At 61.0% G+C, this 19,311-nt stretch carries 20 protein-coding genes and 1 tRNA gene; 10 read left to right on the top strand and 11 right to left on the bottom strand.

Going from position 1 to position 19,311, the window contains the following annotated elements:
* Window positions 1-7: 7 nt before the first annotated feature.
* From AC13RE_RS26400 to AC13RE_RS26390, 3 genes are all read right to left on the bottom strand, one after another.
* Window positions 8-1,564 (bottom strand): ABC transporter ATP-binding protein, encoded by a 1,557-nt coding sequence (locus AC13RE_RS26400; RefSeq protein ID WP_085999166.1) that lies wholly within the window; start codon window positions 1,562-1,564, stop codon window positions 8-10.
* Window positions 1,565-1,599: 35 nt separating this feature from the next.
* Window positions 1,600-2,595 carry a BMP family lipoprotein gene (locus tag AC13RE_RS26395; RefSeq protein WP_041677159.1) on the bottom strand — a complete coding sequence of 332 codons (996 nt, stop codon included), beginning with the start codon at window positions 2,593-2,595 and terminating at the stop codon, window positions 1,600-1,602.
* 364 nt (window positions 2,596-2,959) lie between these two features.
* Window positions 2,960-3,277, bottom strand: coding sequence for a hypothetical protein (locus AC13RE_RS26390; RefSeq protein WP_015338400.1), 318 nt, complete (start codon window positions 3,275-3,277; stop codon window positions 2,960-2,962).
* 232 nt (window positions 3,278-3,509) lie between these two features.
* Between AC13RE_RS26390 and AC13RE_RS26385 the strand changes: the two genes are divergently transcribed.
* Window positions 3,510-3,599, top strand: a tRNA-Ser gene (locus tag AC13RE_RS26385).
* A 16-nt stretch (window positions 3,600-3,615) separates the two neighbouring features.
* Here the strand turns inward: AC13RE_RS26385 and AC13RE_RS26380 are convergent.
* The 3 genes from AC13RE_RS26380 to AC13RE_RS26370 form a co-directional block, all read right to left on the bottom strand.
* On the bottom strand, window positions 3,616-4,143 hold the full coding sequence (locus tag AC13RE_RS26380) for a TetR/AcrR family transcriptional regulator (RefSeq protein WP_488565128.1): 528 nt from the start codon (window positions 4,141-4,143) through the stop codon (window positions 3,616-3,618).
* 41 nt (window positions 4,144-4,184) lie between these two features.
* The gene (locus AC13RE_RS26375; RefSeq protein ID WP_488565127.1) at window positions 4,185-4,721 is read right to left on the bottom strand and encodes a dihydrofolate reductase family protein; all 537 of its coding nucleotides are present in this window, start codon (window positions 4,719-4,721) and stop codon (window positions 4,185-4,187) included.
* Between the two features lie 91 nt (window positions 4,722-4,812).
* Window positions 4,813-6,339 (bottom strand): FAD-dependent monooxygenase, encoded by a 1,527-nt coding sequence (locus AC13RE_RS26370; RefSeq protein WP_488565126.1) that lies wholly within the window; start codon window positions 6,337-6,339, stop codon window positions 4,813-4,815.
* 222 nt (window positions 6,340-6,561) lie between these two features.
* Here AC13RE_RS26370 and AC13RE_RS26365 point away from each other — a divergent pair, with 222 nt between their 5' ends.
* A complete protein-coding gene (locus AC13RE_RS26365; protein ID WP_488565125.1) occupies window positions 6,562-7,188 on the top strand; it encodes a TetR/AcrR family transcriptional regulator in 627 nt (208 codons plus the stop codon).
* A 122-nt stretch (window positions 7,189-7,310) separates the two neighbouring features.
* Here the strand turns inward: AC13RE_RS26365 and AC13RE_RS26360 are convergent, their stop codons facing one another.
* Window positions 7,311-8,207 carry an SDR family oxidoreductase gene (locus tag AC13RE_RS26360; protein WP_488565124.1) on the bottom strand — a complete coding sequence of 299 codons (897 nt, stop codon included), beginning with the start codon at window positions 8,205-8,207 and terminating at the stop codon, window positions 7,311-7,313.
* Window positions 8,208-8,300: 93 nt separating this feature from the next.
* Between AC13RE_RS26360 and AC13RE_RS26355 the strand changes: the two genes are divergently transcribed.
* Window positions 8,301-9,134, top strand: coding sequence for a helix-turn-helix transcriptional regulator (locus AC13RE_RS26355; RefSeq protein ID WP_488486157.1), 834 nt, complete (start codon window positions 8,301-8,303; stop codon window positions 9,132-9,134).
* Window positions 9,135-9,390: 256 nt separating this feature from the next.
* Complete coding sequence (locus AC13RE_RS26350) at window positions 9,391-10,329, top strand: SDR family oxidoreductase (RefSeq protein ID WP_488565123.1); 939 nt, start codon at window positions 9,391-9,393, stop codon at window positions 10,327-10,329.
* Window positions 10,330-10,345: 16 nt separating this feature from the next.
* Here AC13RE_RS26350 and attM read toward each other — a convergent pair whose 3' ends face one another.
* Window positions 10,346-11,137 carry an AttM family quorum-quenching N-acyl homoserine lactonase gene (gene attM, locus AC13RE_RS26345; protein WP_488565122.1) on the bottom strand — a complete coding sequence of 264 codons (792 nt, stop codon included), beginning with the start codon at window positions 11,135-11,137 and terminating at the stop codon, window positions 10,346-10,348.
* A 110-nt stretch (window positions 11,138-11,247) separates the two neighbouring features.
* Here attM and AC13RE_RS26340 point away from each other — a divergent pair, with 110 nt between their 5' ends.
* Window positions 11,248-12,150: a LysR family transcriptional regulator gene (locus AC13RE_RS26340; RefSeq protein WP_488565121.1), complete on the top strand. Its 903-nt coding sequence runs from the start codon at window positions 11,248-11,250 to the stop codon at window positions 12,148-12,150.
* Here AC13RE_RS26340 and AC13RE_RS26335 read toward each other — a convergent pair.
* Window positions 12,147-13,457, bottom strand: coding sequence for an MFS transporter (locus AC13RE_RS26335; RefSeq protein ID WP_488565120.1), 1,311 nt, complete (start codon window positions 13,455-13,457; stop codon window positions 12,147-12,149). The two genes, AC13RE_RS26340 and AC13RE_RS26335, sit on opposite strands and share 4 nt — an antisense overlap.
* 109 nt (window positions 13,458-13,566) lie before the next feature.
* On the opposite strand from AC13RE_RS26335, the gene AC13RE_RS26330 reads away from it, so the two are divergent.
* A complete protein-coding gene (locus AC13RE_RS26330; protein ID WP_488565119.1) occupies window positions 13,567-14,019 on the top strand; it encodes a winged helix-turn-helix transcriptional regulator in 453 nt (150 codons plus the stop codon).
* A 17-nt stretch (window positions 14,020-14,036) separates the two neighbouring features.
* Here AC13RE_RS26330 and AC13RE_RS26325 read toward each other — a convergent pair whose 3' ends face one another.
* Window positions 14,037-14,642: an isochorismatase family protein gene (locus AC13RE_RS26325; protein ID WP_488565118.1), complete on the bottom strand. Its 606-nt coding sequence runs from the start codon at window positions 14,640-14,642 to the stop codon at window positions 14,037-14,039.
* 48 nt (window positions 14,643-14,690) lie between these two features.
* Window positions 14,691-15,440: a sulfite exporter TauE/SafE family protein gene (locus AC13RE_RS26320; protein ID WP_488565117.1), complete on the bottom strand. Its 750-nt coding sequence runs from the start codon at window positions 15,438-15,440 to the stop codon at window positions 14,691-14,693.
* Window positions 15,441-15,538: 98 nt separating this feature from the next.
* Here AC13RE_RS26320 and AC13RE_RS26315 point away from each other — a divergent pair, with 98 nt between their 5' ends.
* From AC13RE_RS26315 to AC13RE_RS26300, 4 genes are all read left to right on the top strand, one after another.
* A complete protein-coding gene (locus AC13RE_RS26315; RefSeq protein ID WP_488565116.1) occupies window positions 15,539-16,420 on the top strand; it encodes a LysR family transcriptional regulator in 882 nt (293 codons plus the stop codon).
* Window positions 16,421-16,503: 83 nt separating this feature from the next.
* Window positions 16,504-17,310 (top strand): alpha/beta fold hydrolase, encoded by an 807-nt coding sequence (locus AC13RE_RS26310; RefSeq protein WP_488565115.1) that lies wholly within the window; start codon window positions 16,504-16,506, stop codon window positions 17,308-17,310.
* Between the two features lie 135 nt (window positions 17,311-17,445).
* Window positions 17,446-18,567 carry an alkene reductase gene (locus tag AC13RE_RS26305; protein WP_488565114.1) on the top strand — a complete coding sequence of 374 codons (1,122 nt, stop codon included), beginning with the start codon at window positions 17,446-17,448 and terminating at the stop codon, window positions 18,565-18,567.
* A complete protein-coding gene (locus AC13RE_RS26300) occupies window positions 18,564-19,292 on the top strand; it encodes an SDR family NAD(P)-dependent oxidoreductase (RefSeq protein ID WP_488565113.1) in 729 nt (242 codons plus the stop codon). Before AC13RE_RS26305 ends, AC13RE_RS26300 begins: the two co-directional genes overlap by 4 nt.
* The last annotated feature ends 19 nt before the right edge of the window (window positions 19,293-19,311 follow it).

Genomic DNA, 19,311 nt, shown 5'->3' with positions numbered 1-19,311 from the left:
ATACGCCTCACGCGGCAATGCCGGCCATCATCAGGCCGAGTGTCTGTTCACCGGCCTCAGCCGACTTTTCACCGACGATATGGCCGGCGAACATGACGAGGATACGGTCCGAAAGCGCACGGATCTCATCCAGCTCCACCGAAACCAGCAGGATGGCCTTGCCGGCGTCGCGCATCTCGATGATGCGACGATGGATGAATTCGATGGCGCCGATGTCGACGCCGCGCGTCGGCTGGCCGATCAGCAGAGCCTTCGGATCGCGCTCGATCTCACGGGCGACGACGATCTTCTGCTGGTTGCCGCCGGAAAAATTGGCTGTTTTCAGCCGCGCGTTTGGCGGGCGGATATCGTATTTTTCGATCTTCTCGATGGCATCCTTGCGCATGGCATCGAGATCGAGCATGCCGCCGCGCCCGTATTTGCGGTCGCGGTGATAGCCGAGCATGGAATTCTCATACTCCTCGAACTTGAGGACGAGGCCCATGTGATGGCGATCTTCCGGAATATGGGCAAGGCCAAGGTCGCGAAGTGCTGCGGGATCGGCATTGCCGATCGGCTTGCCATGCAGAAGGATCTCGCCCGAGGCTGGCTTACGGATACCGGCGATGGCCTCCAGCAATTCCGACTGGCCGTTGCCGGCAACGCCGGCAATGCCGACGATCTCGCCGGCGCGGACATCGAAGGAGACATTGTCGACCATGGTGACGCCACGGCCGTCCTTGACGGTGAGATTGCGCACCGACAGCAGGATATCGCCCGGATTGGGGGCGCCCTTTTCGACGCGCAGCAGCACGCGGCGGCCGACCATCAATTCTGCCAGTTCCTCGACGGTGGTTTCCGCCGTCTTGCGCGTGGCAACCATCTCGCCGCGGCGCATGACCGACACCGTATCGGTGATCGCCATGATCTCGCGCAGCTTGTGGGTTATGAGTATGATCGTCTTGCCCTGATCGCGAAGGACGCGAAGGATGCGGAAGAGATTGTCCGCTTCGGCCGGCGTCAAGACGCCGGTGGGTTCGTCGAGAATGAGGATTTCCGCGCCGCGATACATCGCCTTCAGGATCTCGACGCGCTGCTGCTGACCGACGGGAAGCTCTTCGATCATCGCATCCGGATCGACTTCCAGGCCATAATCCTTCTCCAGCCGGTTGAGCTCGGCGCGTGCGGCCGCTACCCCCTTGGCGAGAAGCGCGCCGCCTTCGGCGCCCAGCATGACGTTTTCAAGGACGGTAAAATTGTCAACCAGCATGAAATGCTGGTGCACCATCCCGATACCGGATGCAATTGCCGTCTGGCTGTCGCGGATGGCAATGGGATTACCGTTGATGCGGATTTCGCCGCTGTCGGCCTGATAGAATCCGTAGAGGATCGACATGAGGGTCGATTTCCCGGCACCGTTTTCGCCGATGATCCCGTGGATCGAGCCCTTGGCGACGGTCAGGTTGATATCTTTATTGGCGTGGACAGCACCGAACTTCTTGTCGATGCCCACGAGCTCGATGGCAGAGATTTGGCTCACTATAGGGGCTCCAGAAACCGGTTTCCGGATAAGAAAAGGGCGCATGACGTTTTTGCTCCGTCATACGCCCTTATTTCATATCAGTTCTTCGGGCAGGCGTTGTCGGTCAGATAGTCGTGGACCTTGATGGTGCCAGCAACGATATCGGTCCGGGCCTTGTCGACAGCAGCCTGCATTTCCGGAGTGACGAGCGACTTGTTGTTGTCGTCCATAGCGACGGCGACGCCGTCTTCCTTCAGGCCGAGTTCCTGCGTACCAGGCGTGAACTTGCCGTTCTTGGCGTCGCTGAAGGCATTGTAAACGGCGAGGTCGACGCGCTTGACGACGGAGGTCAGAACGGAACCCGGATGCAGGTAGTTCTGGTTCGAATCGACGCCGATCGACAGCTTCTTGTTGTCGGCGGCGGTCTGCAGCACGCCGAGGCCGGTCGCGCCGGCAGCTGCGTAAACAACGTCTGCGCCCTGGTCGATCTGGTTCTTGGTGAGTTCGCCGCCGCGAACCGGGTCATTCCAGGCAGCGCCGGTCGTGCCTGTCATGTTCTGGAAAACTTCGATCTTCGCATTGGTGGCACGCGCACCGAGCTCGTAGCCGCATTCGAACTTGCGGATCAGCGGAATGTCCATGCCGCCGACGAAGCCGATCTTGCCGGACTTCGACGCAATGGCAGCCATGACGCCGGCGAGATAGGAACCTTCATTTTCCTTGAACTTGACCGAGCGGACGTTCGGCAGGTCAAGGCTGTCGTCGATCAGGACGAATTCGGTCTTCGGGTATTCGGCAGCAACCTTCTGGAGCGCGGAGGTCCAGGCAAAGGAAACGGCGATAACCGGATTGAAGCCCTTGCTGGCGAAGTTGCGCAGCGCCTGTTCGCCCTGAGTGTCGCCCGTCGGCTCGAAGTCGCGGTAAGCGATGCCGGTTTCCTTCTTGAATTTTTCGGCGCCGTTGTAGGCAGCTTCGTTGAAGGATTTGTCGAACTTGCCGCCGGTTCCGTAAACGATTGCCGGCTTGATATCGGCCGCAAGCGCCGTTGCCGACATGGCAGCCAGAGCGAAAAGGGTCAAAAGGGATTTTTTCATGTGGTGCAGCCCTATTGTTTCTATCTTGTTGGGTCCTCCCGCAAGCCCGTTGACCGGGCAAGTCTGCGGAACCGCCGACCTCCCCGAGGCCAAGCTGGCGCGCATCCTTGCATGGCTGCATGAAAAATTCACGAGAAATTTTTCAGTTGGTAAAGATTTGTGGGAATTGGTGAAAACCCATCCAAACCACCCTTTTTTTAAACAATTTCGGGCCAAAACTGCAATTTTATTGGTCAGAATAGCTGCCGGTCAGCTCTCCGCAGTCGCCAGTTTTGCTCACCACGGCATAGCTGCAAGCCCATCGCCAGACATTCTTCGACGTCACCAAAATCCCCAAATGGCACAGAGCGAAACGCAGCCCCTTTCAGGCGCTGAAGCGTCCGGCAACGGGCTGGCGCTTATAGGCGACCATCCATAGAAGCAGCGAGATCACCAGAAAGACGGCAAAGGCCGGCTGAAACAGCAGCCATTGCATCGCCAAATCATAGAAGCGGGGATGAACATAATAGGCGATGGTCGCGCGAAGGCTTGCCAGCGACGAAGGGCTGACATCGTTCCACGCATCTCCCATCGGGGTCATGACCACGGCGGAGGCCGCAACGGATTGAATGGAATCGATGGTGCCAGCGATCACGGCCACCACCAGCGCGACAAGGCTGGAAAAACGCAACAGGAAACGCATGAACTCCTCCGGATACTCACTACGTCCAGCCTTTGTAGGCCGACCGGTCTTATGCCGCCTCATCCATTTCTTTAGATAAGTGGAACGCGAAATAAGCGCAATGGGGATGAGATGCAGAGTTTTTTGTCCAGAAGTCAAAAAACTGTCAGATTCGGGTTGATCCTAGAAAATTCATCGGTATATATCGCGCCGTTCCCACAATAGCTCCTTTATCGGATGCGAAAGTGCAGATGGACAGGTGGCCGAGTGGTTTAAGGCGCACGCCTGGAACGCGTGTGTGCGTGAAAGCGTACCGTGGGTTCGAATCCCACCTTGTCCGCCATTTACAACCGTTTACTCTACGCCTCCAGACGGTCCAGTAATTCAGAGATCGCGCGTTCATAATTCGTATGCTCCGGGTCCGTTGCTGCCGGCTGTGGGCCATTCGCGTCCGTCGCCACGGCAAGCGCTGCACCGTGCGTATAATCGACAAGAATATGCACCCACAGCAGAGCTCGCGACGGCGAAAGGCCAAGCTCTTTCAGCAGATCCGTCATGTTGTCGGTGATCCGCCTTGCATGGTCTGGAAACACGGCTGGCCGGTTGAAGATCGCAAGGGTCAGACCTGGATAGCGCACCACCTTTGCCCGATACGCCTTCAGCAAGCCCTCTATTCGAGACCGAACCGTTCCCTCCGGAGACGCGGCAACGTCGGCATAGACGCTCTCCGCCAGTGCTTTGATCAATCCGTCCCGGTCCTGGAAGTGGTGATAGATCGTCATCGGGTTGACATTCGCACGCGTGGCGACCGCCCGCATCGTCAGATTTTCAAAACCCTCGCTACTCAGGAGAGCGAAAGCCTCCGAAAGAATTTTTGCCGGCGACACGCCGTTCTCATCGGCGCGTGGCCGGCCTCGGCTTCGCTTGGTCATTTCGCAACTGTGTAGGTCGTTTGCACCAACCCGGAGGGAAACGGACGAGTGCTGACATGCGTGAGATGAACGTCACGCGCGAGCGGGCCGAACAGGGGGCGGCCGCTGCCGAGCAGTATCGGAACGCGCGTGATGACCAGATCGCTGATCAAGCCCTCCCGGAGGAAGGACTGGATGATCCGCCCGCCGTCCACATAGACGTGGCGGCACCCTTCCGCTTCGAGCATGGCCATAGCCTGCTTCGGCGACTTCCGCGTGAAACGGACCTTGCCGGCAAGCTCGGACGGAACCGGCTGTTCTGCCAGGGTGGCCGAAAGAACGAGCACCGGGCGCGTATAGAACCAGGGCTTCATATTGCGGACTGCATCGAAGGTGCCCCGGCCCATTATGATGGCGTCGATGTCTTCGATGAAATCATCGTAGCCATGGTCTTCGCCGGAAGCGTCATATCTGAGCAACCACTCGATGTCGCCGTCATCACGAGCGATGAACCCATCCAAGCTGGTTGCAATGAAAACATGGCCGCTCATCATCGCATCTCCATAATTATACGTTGTATAATTATGGATCGTTGGCGTTGTCAAGAATGGATGATGAAAGAGCGGGCCGAGTTCGGCCGAGGAGCTACGCTTCCCCGAACCAGCGAGATGCGGCATCGGCGGCGGCTTCAACGTCCGGCTCCGTCTCGCAGACCCAGGCAACCACGCCATCGGGCCGCACGAGCAAGGCGCCCAAGCCAAGCCTATCCTTGACGTCACTGGCGAGATAGGCAATCCGGTCACCCCAGCGACCGGCAAGCGCTTCGAGCGATGCGCTAGCATCGAAATCGAGCAGCAGGCCTCCGCCTGCTCTCAGAAGATCGCCAACCCTTTTCCCATCAGCCAATTCGAAATCAGGAGCGCCGCGGCCGACGAGCGGATGGCTGCCACCGAGATCATAGCGGAGAGAAACGCCCCAGACGCGTTCGGCGAAATAGGTCGCGCCATCACGCGTGTCGATCAGATCGCGGATGATGGCTTCGAGGGCACGCGAGCTCGGGCTTGGCCGCATGAGTGCGACCTGGGCGCGTGACCAATCAAGCACCTTCGCCCCAATGGGATGCCGCTCGCTGGAATAGGTATCGAGCAGGCCGTCCGGCGCATCGCCACGAATTGTGGCGGCAAGCTTCCATCCAAGGTTCATCGCGTCGCCCAGACCAAGGTTGAGGCCCTGGCCGCCCAAGGGGGAATGGATGTGCGCGGCATCGCCGGCAAGCAGAACGCGCCCTCTGCGATAGCTGGTCGCCTGGTAGGCGCGGTCCGTCCATGTGGTGGCAAGCTTGAGCGCCGTTAGATTGACTTCGGTGACGGAGATACGGCGCAGCACCGACTGCACATGCTCGAGCGTGATCGGCTGGGTCCGGTGGAAAGCGCCTCCGTCGAAGTCGACCATCGCGATCGTCCCGGGAGGCGAAAAAGTGTACATGCCCGTCGCGGTATAATGGCGGCCGGGACGTAGCTTGTCCGGTTCCGCCATCTCGATCTCAGCGGAATAACCGGTGAATTCGGGATCGGTGCCGACGAATTCGAAGCCGGCGGCCTTGCGAACGGTGCTGCGGCCGCCGTCGCAGCCGACAAGCCAGCGTCCGCGAAAGGTCTCGCCTCCGGCGCAGACGGAGACACCTTCATCCGACTGCTCGAAGCTCTCGACGCCGAAGCCGCGCCTGATCTCGACGCCCATGGCCTCTGCACGCGCCGCAAGGACAGCTTCGAGGCTTTCCATCTCGATCATCATGCTGGTGCCGGCCGGACTCGACAGGCGGTAGGGCCACTTCGAAGCATCGATATTGTCATGGAAGAACTGGATGCCGGCAAAATGGCCGCCCGGGCGGCGCGGCTGGTGCATCCAGTGCGCGGCAGATGAAGCACCGCTGTCGCCCGATCCATTCTTGGCGCGCTGTACCGCCGCGATGTCCTTCAGCAGGCCGCGACGATAGAAGACTTCGATGGTCGGCGCCGAAAGGCCGCGCATGCCGAAGGGAAGGCGCTTCACGGGCGAGCGCGGATCCTCGGCTTGCTCCAGCACCAATACGGAGAGACCGGCGAGACCCAGCTCACAGGCGAGAAACAAGCCGACAGGTCCGCCGCCGGCAATCAGGACATCATAAATCAAGACAGAACTCCTCAAGCGAGCGGCGCCGCAAGGGCGCCAGACATTCCGGCTTCCGGAAGCCCCAGCTGGCGCGAGTCTCATTGGAAAATGCCCATCTCCATTCGAGCGGGCGACGGTCCGGCTACAGGGACAGTCGTAAAACCTGTGCCGATTTCACCGATTTCGTGATCGCGATACGATTTTTACACTCGGTATAAATTTACTTATGGTATAAATATATCCATGTCAAACCGAATCAAACTCCGGGACCGCAAGAAGGAGATGACGCGTCAGGCGATCTCCAATGTCGCAACACGCCTCTTCGTCGAACATGGCTTCGACAAGGTTTCCGTCGCCGACATCGCTGACGAAGCGGAGGTCGCCAGAAAGACGGTATTCAACTATTTTCGCCGCAAGGAGGATTTGGTTTTCGATCGCGAGGATGAGGTGCGGGAGCTGGTGCGCAAAGCGATTGCCGACCGCGGCCGTGAGCCACCGGTCCGCGCCTTCCAGGCGCTGATGCGGGAACTTTTGGAAACGCGGCATCCTCTGTTCAGGATCACCGAGCGGCCAATCGCATTCTGGCGCATGGTCGCGGAAAGCCCGGCGCTGACGGCGCATGCATGCGGACTGCAGGTGAGCCTTGCCGGCGATCTCTCGGGAATGCTGTCCGACGCCGTGGGCCGGCCCGCTTCCGATCCCGAGGCGCGGCTTGCCGGCACCATGCTGATGGCGACGTTGGTGACCGCCTATGGCGAGGCGCTCAGCGCCTTTCGCGAGAATCGAAGGCCCGAGGCAGCGCTGGCGAGCGTCCTGGATCGAGGTTTTGCTGGTGTCGACGCCGCTCTTGCCGGGACGCCGTATGTCTGACTCCGGAGCTTCCTGGATCGCAGCCTGAAAGATGAAACCCGGCCGAAGGCTCGGCCGGGTTTTCGAATACATGCTCAGTCAGACCATCGACCATCCGCGGATCGTGGCCGATGGCACCGGCATCACGCTGCGGAAACCTGCAGCTCTGCAAGATCCTGAAGCAGTGTCGGACCGTTGGGTTCCCAACCGAGCTTCTGTCGGGTCTTGGCGCTGGAGGCCGGCATGTCGTGGCCGGCAAACAGAGCGAGCCAGCCGAAATAATCCTGCGCCTCTTCCTTGGTGATCGATTTGACCGGGAGGTTCAGGCGCCGCCCGATCGTCTCCACGATATCGCGCAAGGGGACGCCTTCTTCGGCAACGGCGTGATATTTGGCATTCGGCTCGGCGCGCTCGACAACGAGGCGGTAAAGGCGGCCGACATCGGTAAAATGCGCCGCCGGCCAGCGGCTGAGCCCATCTCCGACATAGGCGCAAACACCTTTTTCCCGGAATATCTGGATCAAGGGAGTAATAAGCCCCTGGGTGACCGGATCATGCACCTGCGGGAGGCGCACGACCGAGACATTGACGCCGATTTCGCTCGCCAATATCCCCGCTTCCTCCGTGGCGGCACGCGGATGCCTGTCGGAGCGGACGATCGGATTGTCTTCCTTCGCGGGCTCGCCCGGCACCGTGTTGGCGATCGGCGTGCCCGACGTAATGACCAGCGGACGGGCGGAACCGGCAAGCGCCGAGGCCAGCGTTGCGATGACCCGGCGGTCATCCTCGCAATTCTGGACGAATCTCGAGAAGTCGTGGTTGAAGGCAAGGTGGATGACGCCGTCGGATTGCGAGGCGCCGCTTTTCAGGATTTCCGCGTCCTCGATCGTGCCGTTAAGGACTTCGGCGCCGGCAGCGGCAAGCGCGACCGCCTTTTCCTTCGAGCGCGAAAGGCCCAGCACCTGGTGGCCGGCGCCAATCAACTCCCTGACGACATGCGAGCCGACATTTCCGGTCGCACCGGTAACGAATATACGCATATGCACTGTCTCCTTATTTCGTCGGAGACAAATCTCTGCCTATCGTTTATTCTGGTAAAGTAGTGACATTATCATAGTAAAGACACTAACAGGATGACCGATCTCATCGAAACCGAAAACGTGCTCGGGACCTATCTGAGGGACCGCCGCGCAAAACTCGACCCATCCGCCTTGGGATTTGCCGGCGAGCGGCGGCGCACGCCCGGGCTTCGGCGCGAGGAAGTGGCGCAGCGCGCCAATATCAGCCCGACCTGGTACACATGGCTGGAACAGGGACGCGGCGGGGCGCCCTCCGCCGACGTGCTTGACCGGATCGCCCGTGCGCTGATGCTGACCGAAGTGGAGCGCGAGCATCTATTCCTGCTCGGCCTCGGCCGGCCGCCGGAAGCGCGCTATCGCAAGAATGATGGCGTGACGCCGCGGCTGCAGCGTGTGCTCGATGCGCTGGAGCCGAGCCCTGCCCTCATCCGAACCGCCACTTGGGACGTCATCGCATGGAACCGGGCAGCACCCGTGATGCTGATCGATTACGGATCGCTGCCGCCGGAAGAACGCAACATTCTGCGCTATATCTTTCTCGATCCGCGCGCCCGCGCCGTGCAATATGACTGGGAAAGCGTCGCCCGTTTCGCTCTGGGCGCATTCCGTGTCGATGCAGCGCGCGCAGGCGCATCGAGTGAGATCGAGCCTTTCGTGGCGGAACTTTGCCGCATCAGCCCGGAATTCAGGGCCATGTGGCGCGAAAACGACGTTCCCGGCACTCACACCGAGGCCGTCAAACATATACGCCATCCCATCCTCGGCCCGCTGGCATTCGAATATTCGGCCTTTTCGGTCGACGGCCGAACGGATCTCAGCATGATCGTCTACAATCCGGCAACGCCTGATGATGCCGAGCGGATCAGATCGCTGCTGCCTCAACCGTAAGGCAAATAGCGTGACGCGCGTGTCCGCGCGTATCTATCCATTGACAGCATCGGTGAAGCCGACCTAGATATCGTCCGTCGAAAATGGCTGGCTTGGTCTCGGTAGGCCCAGGCCCTTCTCCTCGGACGGAGAAGCTCTGTTCCGCGCTCGCGCGGATACCCCGACAGTCCCTGCGCCTCGTGCGCGTCTCGGGTCTGCGCGGTGGTAGCCATTTGACGATGCTTCCTCGGCAGACCATGTTCGAAGGAGTCATACCATGTTCACTATCGATCAATCCCAGCCCATCCTTGTCTATCTCGCCGCCGGCGTCCAAGGCAGCGCAGTCATTCGCGCCGCGTTGCAGCGTGGCCTCAAGGTTCGGGCGCTTGTGCGAGACCGAAGGCGCGCTTCGGCGCTTTCAGCCCTCGGTGTCGAACTTGCCGAAGGGGATCTTCGCGATGCCGCCTCGCTTCGCGCCGCCAGCACCGGCATCAGCCATGCGGTGCTGCAGATTCCAATCGGATCACAGGGCGACATGCGTATCCAGGCCGACAATGCGATATCGGCTTCGCTGGCATCCGGTATGAAATCCATTGTCCTCAAGCTTGCGAGCGCCAGCCGACCAGCGCCTTGCGAGGAACCGAGCTTCGTCGCCAACGCCATGATCGAGGATGTCGTTCGCGCGTCAGGCCTGCCCTTTGCCATAGTTCGCCCCACAATGTACCTCGACAATCTCTTGAAACCATCCGCGCGCAAGGACATCGTCGAACATGGGATCTTTGCGCCGCCGATTGCCGAATCCCAGCGGATCGCCTGGAGCTCGGTCGACGATTGCGCCTGCGCCGCCGTCACCCTTTTGGAACGCGGCATTGCATCCGGCGACCACTGCATTGCTGGGCCGGAGAGCGTTGATGGAAACGAGCTTGTCACGCGCATCGGTGCCGGGCTTGGTCGCCGGATCACCTATCGCCAGCAGCCGCTCGACGAGTTCGAGCGGGATGTCGATGCGGCGATGGGGCCAGGAACAGGGCGCCGCGTCGCCTCGAAATTCCGCTTCTTCGCAACGCATCCCGAAGATGCGGATAGGATGCTGGCCAAGCCCTTCAAACCGCGAGCCGGCCTTGAGGATTTCCAGCCGACCGGTATCGAGGAATGGGTTCGCCAGCATCGGGCACTGTTCTTCGATACGGAACAAGCGCCATCAAGCCGAGGCTGATCGGCGGGATGCGCCTTCAATCATAATAGGCCGGGGCGTGCTTGAACCGAGGCCACGCCTCGGGATCATGCCCCGTGACCACCAGGGCATCGGTCTGTTCGGCAAGCGCATGCAGCTTGCCGACGGATCGCACCGCGTCGACGGCGGACGCCATGAAACCGGGGAGTGCCTTTTCGTTCCAGTGATCGAGGGTATAGGCTGCATCGATCGCCAGCAATATCGTGCCTGCGTTCGGCAACTGCACGAGAAAGGATTGGTGACCGACGCTATGGCCAGGCGTGAAGATCATCCGCAGCACGCCGTCGCCATAGAGATCGCAGCCATCGGTCGCGGCACCCTCCAGGAAGTGCCACTTCAAGCCGGGACGGTCGAAATCCTTTCGGACATATGCGCCGGCGGCGAACCAATCCGGTGCAAAGGCATAGTGATATTCGCTACGCTGGACGATATGGGTCGCGTTCAGGAAGCGGCCGATAGCGCCGCTGTGGTCGGAATGCAGGTGGGACAGCACGACGAAGCGGATGTCTTCACCGGATATGCCGAGCTTTGCTAGCTGCGCAACGCATCCCTGCTCCTCGGTCATGAAGGGCTGATAGCTGTCGACCGTATCGCCCCAATAGCCGCGCGGATCGGAAAGGCCCTCCACCGCCAGCCCACCATCGATGACGACATTGCCCTTCGGATGCGTCAGCAGAAACCAGGGAACAGGGATTTCGTAATCGGCGTCACCACCCTGGTTCATCCTGATGTCGTGGGCCTTGCATCGCTGCGTGCCCGACTGAAACATATAAAGCCTGATATCGCTCATAAGCCTGACCTGTGGTTGCTGTTCGAGCGCCGTTTTCGGCGATCGAATGCTTCCCCACTAGACGGCATCATCCACTTACATTTATCGGCTGAGCCGATATATTGGCGCATATGGATCTGCTGGTTGCGATGCGCGTCTACGTGCGGGTGGTGGAAAGGGGCAGCATGTCGGCTGCCGCCCGCGATCTTGGCATGGGCCAGCCTGCCGTCAGCGAGCGGATCGATCGGCTGGAGCAATATCTCGGAGCACGGCTGCTGCTTAGAAATACCCGCAAGCTTTCCGTCACCGATGTCGGTGCCGCCTTCTACGAGCGCAGCAAGCAAGTTCTCGAAAGTGCCGAGGATGCCTTGACGGTCGCGGATGGTGATAAGTCGCTCCGCGGCACGCTCAGAATCGCGGCGCCACATGGCGTCGGCGAGATCATCCTGCCGCCGATCCTGCTGCAGATGCGCAAGCGTCATCCGCTGCTCAAAATCGAGCTGATCCTCAACGACAGGATCGTCGATCCCGTGACGGAAGGTGTCGATATCTCGCTGCGGCTGGGTGATCTTAGCGAGGGAAGCTTCATCGCCCGCAAGCTCGGCCATGTCCGCCGCGTACTCGTGGCCTCGCCCGCCTATCTCAATGAGTATGGGACGCCAACGACCCCCGATGAGCTCGCCAACCACCCTTTTCTGCGGGTCTCCGGCCTGTTCAATAACGGCCGGATTCCGTTGGTCGATCCGGAGCGACAGACCGAACTTGCCGCCGTCGACATCGCCGTCAGCACCAGCCATTGGCGGCCGCTGTACCGCCTGCTGCTGGATGGAGCCGGTATTGGCATCCTGCAGGAGCCGGTCTGCGCGGATGATCTTGCCAATGGCAACCTGATCCGCCTGTTGCCAGGATTTACCGTGCCGGGCTTCGATCTCAATGCGCTCTACCCGGTGATAAGGCCGCTTCCGCCGCGGATTCGGGTGGTGCTTTCATTGTTGGAGGAGCAGCTCGGCACGGCCTCCCCGCCGAAAAGCTAGCTATTTTTCAGATCGACGTTCTGCGTCGCCACCTCAGGCGTTGCCCGCAAAGTCAGCGCCCAGAAAAGCAGCGTTGCGAGGCTTATGGCAGCACCCGATATGCAGACGCCCGTCCAGCCCGCATGGGCATAGATGATCGTCGACGTCGAGGAGCCGACGGCGCTGCCGATGGAGTAGAAGATCATGTAGGCGGCGGTCAGCCTGTTTTGCGCATCCGGCCTGACGCGATAGATCATGCCCTGATTGGTGACGTGCACCGCCTGCAGACCGAAATCGATAACGAGGACACCGAAGATCAACCAGAGGATCGAGCGGTCCAGCATGGAAATCGGCAGCCAGGCAAACAACATCAGGGCAAGTGCGATCCCCGTGGTGCGCTGGCCATGGCCACGGTCGGCCCAGCGCCCTGCCCTAACGGCGCCGAGTGCACCTGCCGCTCCGGCAAGGCCGAACAAGCCGACTTCCGTGTGGGACAGGGAGTAAGGCGGGGCGGTCAGCGGCAGCACCAGAGGAGCGAGCAAGGTGGTGATATTGGCGAAGATCAGCATGGCGATGATCCCGCGGATGCGCAGCACCGGCTCCTCGACGAGCAGGGTGCCGAGCGAGCGGATGAGTCCGAAATAGGACAGACCACTCTTCGGCCTTTCCTGCCGCGGCAGTGCGCACCAAAGGAGAAGCGCAATTACCAGCGTCAGCGCGGCCGAGACAATGTAGACGGTCCGCCAGCCGGAGAGATCGGTCAGCGTTCCCGCCACGCTACGCGCCAGCAGGATGCCGAGGACGATGCCGCTCGTGACCATGCCGACGATATGGCCGCGCTCGGCGGGGTGCGCCAGGCTCGCCGCATAGGCAACGAGCGCCTGTGTGACCACGGCCAGAAAGCCGACTGCGGCCATGGAGGCGAGCAGCATCGCCGCACTTGAGGAAAAGCCGACACAGATGAGCGCGGCTACGCTCAAGAGCGACTGCACAATGATGAGCTTGCGCCGATCGACGAGATCGCCGAGCGGCACCAGCAGGATCAGGCCGAGCCCGTAGCCGAGTTGCGTCGCACCGACGATCAGGCCGGCAACCGTGCGCGACAGCTTGAGATCATCGGCCATGACATCGAGAAGCGGATGGGCGAAATAGGCATTGGCAACGGCGACGCCGCTCGCGACGGCAAAGAGGAAAATCGTTGCGCGCGTCAACGGCGAATTGGGCGCTCCGGAGTATTGGGCGCTCTTAGACGAACCCTCTCGCGAGGAGTTAGGGCGCAGAATATCCTTCGCGCTGCCGGCTGGCGGCGCGTCCTGATCGATCGTCATTGCAAAACTCCCGATTCTTCGGTTTAATAATGAAACCAACGATCGAGTAACATTATTGGTTTAATCATGCAACCATTTCTACTAACAAAGGACCGGAAGGGCTAAGGCGATGGTCGCGCGGAAAAGCCTGAAGGGTGATTATTGTCCGAGCGCACGGTCGCTCGACGTGATCGGCGACTGGTGGTCGCTGCTGATCGTGCGCGACGCCTTCGACGGGCTGACGCGCTTCGGGGAGTTTCAAAAGAGCCTTGGCATTGCCAAGAATATTTTGACCGAGCGACTGCGGACGCTTGTCGCAAGCGGCATTCTGGAGCTCGTACCGACAAGCGAAGGCGGTGCGCGCATGGAATATCGGCTGACGGCGATGGGAAAAGATCTCTTTCCGGTGATGGTGGCGCTGCGCCAATTCGGCGAACGCCATCTCTTTGCGCCGGCGGAAGAGCATTCGCTACTGGTGGATTGCGTCACAGGTCAGCCGGTGCAGCTTGACATCCGGGCGCAGGACGGGCGTGCCATCGGCCCGGACGAGACGGTTATCGTGAAGGTGCCGGAAGAAGAATAGATGATGCAGGGCTGCGGTTAAGCTCGCTCTTTGAAACGAACTTCGCGTGCCGAAGCACAAATCCTGATCTCGTCGCCAAGAGACCATTCCGCCGCCCTTGCCGCCATGGCTGCGGGCACGCCCTGTGAGCCTGGACCGGCGGGAACATCATAGGTGGCGTGGGCATCATGCGGCAGCAGTACACCATAGCCGCGCTCAAGCGCCGTCCGCGCTGTCGCGGCAACGCACATTTCCGAGAGCACGCCGCATATCACCAGATCCTTCACGCCGAGGGCTGTGAGAATGGTGTCAAGGTCGGTGCCGTCGAAGCCGTCATCCTCCGTTTTCCTGATGACCACTTCGCCTGATAGGGGTGGAAAATGGAGTTTCCATCCCGGCTGAAACGGCTCATCCAGCGCGCCTGACGGACCATCGTTCTGCAGGAAAATCACAGGGGCCCATGCTGACCGCGCCTTGTCCAGCAGGACCTCCACCGCCGACCTCAACACGGCATGATCGGCGACCGCGCCTGGGCCTTGTACGAAGGCATTCTGGACATCGACGACCAGCAGGGCATCGGCCAATGGATTGTTATCGGAAATCTCTCGCTGCTCTTCTTCCATCAATCCTTCAGATCCTGCCATGAAACAAACTCCATATGGGTGCGCATCGGGCAGCCCGGCAAGACAGCCTCAGAAAGAGGCCTTCATCACCATCTCGGCGCCAAGCACCAGCAGACAAATCAGAAACCAGCGGCGGAAAGTGGCAGGACTGACGCGATTGCGAATGATCTGGCCGGCCCACATGCCGGCAAGTGCCGGGACGATCGCGAGGGTAGAGAGCGCGAGATTGTCGATGCGAAAGGCGCCGTGCCAGGCAAGCGCTGCGGCCAGTGCCACGGTAGACACGGTGAAGGAAAGGCCGAGCGCCTGAACCAGCTCCTCCTTCTCCAGTCCGAGCGACTGCAGATAGGGCACTGCCGGCACGACGAAAACACCGGTCGCTCCTGTGAGCAGGCCGGTGACCCCGCCAACGAGCGGCGATAGCAGCGGCTCGAACCTTGCGGGCATATGCAGTTGACGGGCGAACAAAGCATGGCCGGCATAGACGATGAGCGCCGCACCCAGAGCAGCGGTCGTCAGACGTGTATCGCCGGCGGCAAGGAAATATGAGCCGGCGAAGGTTCCGATGACCACGGCAAGAACCAATAGAAGGAAGCGACGGGCAAGCGCGCCAAAACTCGGACCTGACAGAAGCTGCCAGACATTGGTGACGAAAGACGGGACGATCAGCAGGCTCGCTGCCGTCAGCGGCGAGATCAACGTACCTAAGACGCCCATCGCCACGGTCGGCAGCCCCATGCCGGTGACGCCCTTGACAGTGCCGGCGACGAAGAAGGTCGCGAAGATCGCCGCGACGAGCCATATCGAATGATCCATCATGCCTTTTCAGTAGCAGAGACAAAGACCGGCACAATGCGGATGATGCGAAGCCAGCCTTCGGCTGTTCCGAAGCCTGGAGATGCGGTAATCTCCGCTTCATGCGCTTTGACCTGACCGACCTTCGCCTGTTCCTCGCCGTCGTCGATGCCGGCAGCATCACGCATGGGGCCGCCGATGTCGGGCTTTCGCTGCCGGCCGCCAGCGAGCGACTGCGCGACATGGAGGTGAATGGCGGCGTAAAGCTGCTGGAGCGCGGGCGACGCGGTGTGAGCCCGACCCCCGCCGGCGAAGCGCTTGCGCATCATGCCCGGCTGATCCAGAGGCAACTGACACAGATGCGCGGCGAGCTTGGGGAACATGCAAGCGGCCTGCGCGCAACCATTCGGCTTCTCGCCAACACCGCGGCGATCGCCGAATATCCGCCGCCTCGCCTTGCCGAATGGATGGCCAGAAACCCGCGAACCGACATCGATCTCAAGGAGCGCCAAAGCATCGAGATCGCCCGGGCCGTTTCGGCTGGACTCGCCGAGATCGGCATCCTTTCGGATGCCGTCGACACTGCGGGCCCGCTTTTGCAACCCTTCGCAGTCGACCGGCTGGTGGTGGTGATGCCTCGCGATCATGCGCCTGCGGCGGCAAAGCAGATTGCTTTTGCGGACATCCTGCATGAGCATTTTGTCGGGCTCGCAGGCGGAGCGCTGCAGGATCATATCGACGCGCAGGCAGCCCGGCTCGGCAGTCGATTGAAGATGCGGGTGCGGATGCGGACATTTGAGGCCATTTGCGAGATGGCAGGCCGGGGTATCGGCCTTGGCATCGTGCCGGAAACGGCAGCACGTCGCTGCAGCCGATCCGCAAAAATTACGGCCCTCCGCCTCACCGACCCATGGGCGACGCGCCGGCTTTCGGTCTGCACACGCTCCCTCGAAGACCTTCCGTCACCGGCTCGCGATCTTTTCGAACATCTGGCAACGATATGAGCCCGACCTGTTGAAAAGACGCGTTGGGATCGACTAGTCTCCCGCGTGGCTGTCGGGAGGAGACGGCGCAATGGGAGGTAGGCATGGAATTTCACGACGACGAGCTTCACCGCTTCGAAGCCGAAGGGGCCGCGCCCCTGCCGCAAACCGAGGTGGAAGGCCATGTCGATCATGATGGCGCGCGTATCTGGTACGCTTCCTATGGCAGCGGCGCACCGGTGATCCTCCTGCATGGCGGGCTCGGAAACAGCGGCAATTGGAGCTATCAGGCGCCGGCGCTGATCGACGCAGGCCATCAGGTTATCGTCATCGACAGCCGCGGCCATGGCCGCAGCACACGCGACGAGCGACCATACACGTATGAGCTCATGGCCTCCGACGTTCTCGCCGTCATGGACAGGCTAAAGATCGAAAAGGCTGTCATTGCCGGATGGAGCGACGGCGCCTGCATCGGCATGGTGCTTGGAAAAACCCATCGGGAGCGTGTTTCCGGCGTCTTTTTCTTTGCCTGCAACATGGACCCGAGCGGCACGAAAGAATTCGTAGCGACGCCGATTATCGAGCGCTGCTTCTCCCGTCATACGAAGGATTACGCAGCCCTTTCCGCCACGCCGGATAGGTTCGATGCCTTCGTCGAGGCTGTCGGCCTGATGCAGCGGACCGAGCCGAACTACACGATCAAAGATCTTGCCGAGATCAATGTACCCGTCGTTATTGTGCACAGCGAGCACGATGAGTTCATCAAGCGCGAACACGCCGATTATCTTGTCCGGCATATTCCCGGGGCGGAATTGATGTTTCTGCCCGGCGTCAGCCATTTCGCACCGCTGCAGCGGCCGGCGCAGTTCCACGCCGCTCTGCTCGCCTTCCTCGCTCGGATTGCCGCCTGAGATCAGATTCAGTTGCGCATGTCCGATCGTTGGAATAAATGATGACCATCATCTTATTCGAACTCCCGAGACCGAATCGCCGCTGACAGGCCCTTCCGCCCCGGGGAGCAATTTGGCTCCAGGCAGGAGAATTTTATGACAGCCACTTTGTTTTCGCCTCTTTCCATCGGCCCCTATGAGCTTGCGCATCGTATCGTCATGGCGCCGCTGACCCGCATGCGGGCGAGCCAGCCCGGCAACGTGCCCTCGGCTTTGAATGCAGAATATTATGCCCAGCGCGCCAGCGAGGGCGGGCTGATCATTTCCGAGGGCTCGCAGATTTCACGGGCCGGACAGGGCATGCCGGCAACGCCGGGCATCCACACGGCCGAACAGATCGCCGGCTGGAAGGCGGTGACGGATGCGGTTCATTGCAAGGGCGGCAAGATCTTCCTGCAGCTCTGGCATGTCGGTCGCATCTCCCATTCCTCGCACCAGCCCGATGGCGCTCTGCCGATTGCTCCTTCGGCCATTGCCGCCCAGGGACATGCCTTCACGGCCTCCTTCGAGCGCGTGCCTTTCGAGACGCCACAGGCGATCGATATCGACCTGATGCCGCTTTTGATCGACGTCTATGCTCAAGCCGCTGCCAATGCCAAGCAAGCCGGCTTCGACGGCGTCGAGATCCACGGCGCCAACGGCTATCTGATCGAACAGTTCCTGCAGGCCCGCACGAACCAGCGCACCGACCAATATGGCGGCTCGATCGAGAACCGCACGCGGCTGCTGCTCGAGGTCGTCGAGGCGGTTTCCGAAGTCTGGGGGTCGGATCGCGTCGGTGTCCGCCTCTCGCCCTTCGGCATCGCCAATGACAGCGGCGAGGACGATCCCTTGCGCCTCTATGGCCATGTCATTCGCGAGCTGGACCGGCTCAACCTTGCCTATCTGCATCTGATCGAGCCGCGCGCCAGCGGTGCTGGCCAAGCCGAGGTCGACCACAAGAACGTGCCGTCGGCTGCGGAACTCTTTCGGCCGGCCTGGTCCGGCACGTTGATCGCCGCCGGCAATTTCCGGCCGGATACCGCGGAGGCCGCACTTGCCGCGGGCCATGCCGATGCCATCGCCTTCGGTCGCCTGTTTATCGCCAATCCCGATCTGCCGGAGCGCATTCGTCTCGGTGCTCCTCTTAATCCCTATCATCGCCCAACCTTCTATGGCGGCGGTGCCGAGGGTTACACCGACTATCCGACGCTGAACGCCAGGGAGGCCGCCGAATGAGCACGCCAAGCGCAATTATTGTCGGAGTGGGTGCCGAGCAGGGTCTGGGTGCGGCGCTCTGCCGGCTTCTCGCGGACAAGGGCTATCATGTCGCCGTTGCCGGCCGGACCGCAGCGAAGATCGATCAGGTGGCCGCTGCCATCCAGGCAGCCGGCGGCAGTGCCGAGGCGATCGAAACGGATGCGACGGATGAAGCTGCGGTCATCCGGCTATTCGAGCACGCCTTTACCGCTCGGGACGACATCGCTCAGCCCGATCTGGTCGTCTTCAACGCCGGCATCAACCGCCAGATCGGTTTCCGCGATCTGACGGCCGCCCAATTCGAAGAATTCTGGCGCATCTGCTGCTTCGGCGGTTTCCTCGTCGGGCGCGAGGCGGCGCGGCATCTGGCGCCACTTGGCCGTGGCACCGTGATCTTCACCGGCGCTTCCGCGAGCCTGCGCGGCAAGGCCGGCTTTGCGCAATTCGCCGCCGCCAAGGCCGGCCTTCGAATGATCAGCCAAAGCATGGCGCGTGAATTCGGTCCTCTCGGCCTTCATGTCGCCCACACCATCATCGATGGCGGCATCGACGGAGAGCGGCTGCGCTCGCGTCGGCCGGATGTGGATGCCGATGGGCTGTTGAATATCGACGCCATCGCCGAGAGCTACTGGCATATCCACCGTCAGCATCCTTCGGCCTGGACGCAGGAGCTCGATCTGCGCCCCTACAAGGAAAACTTCTGAGGCTCGAAATTTCGTGCGC

The organism is Martinezella sp. CNPSo 3959 (genome assembly GCF_057784355.1).
The sequence above is the reverse complement of the archived record's forward strand: the minus strand, read 5'-3'. Positions and strand labels throughout refer to the sequence as shown.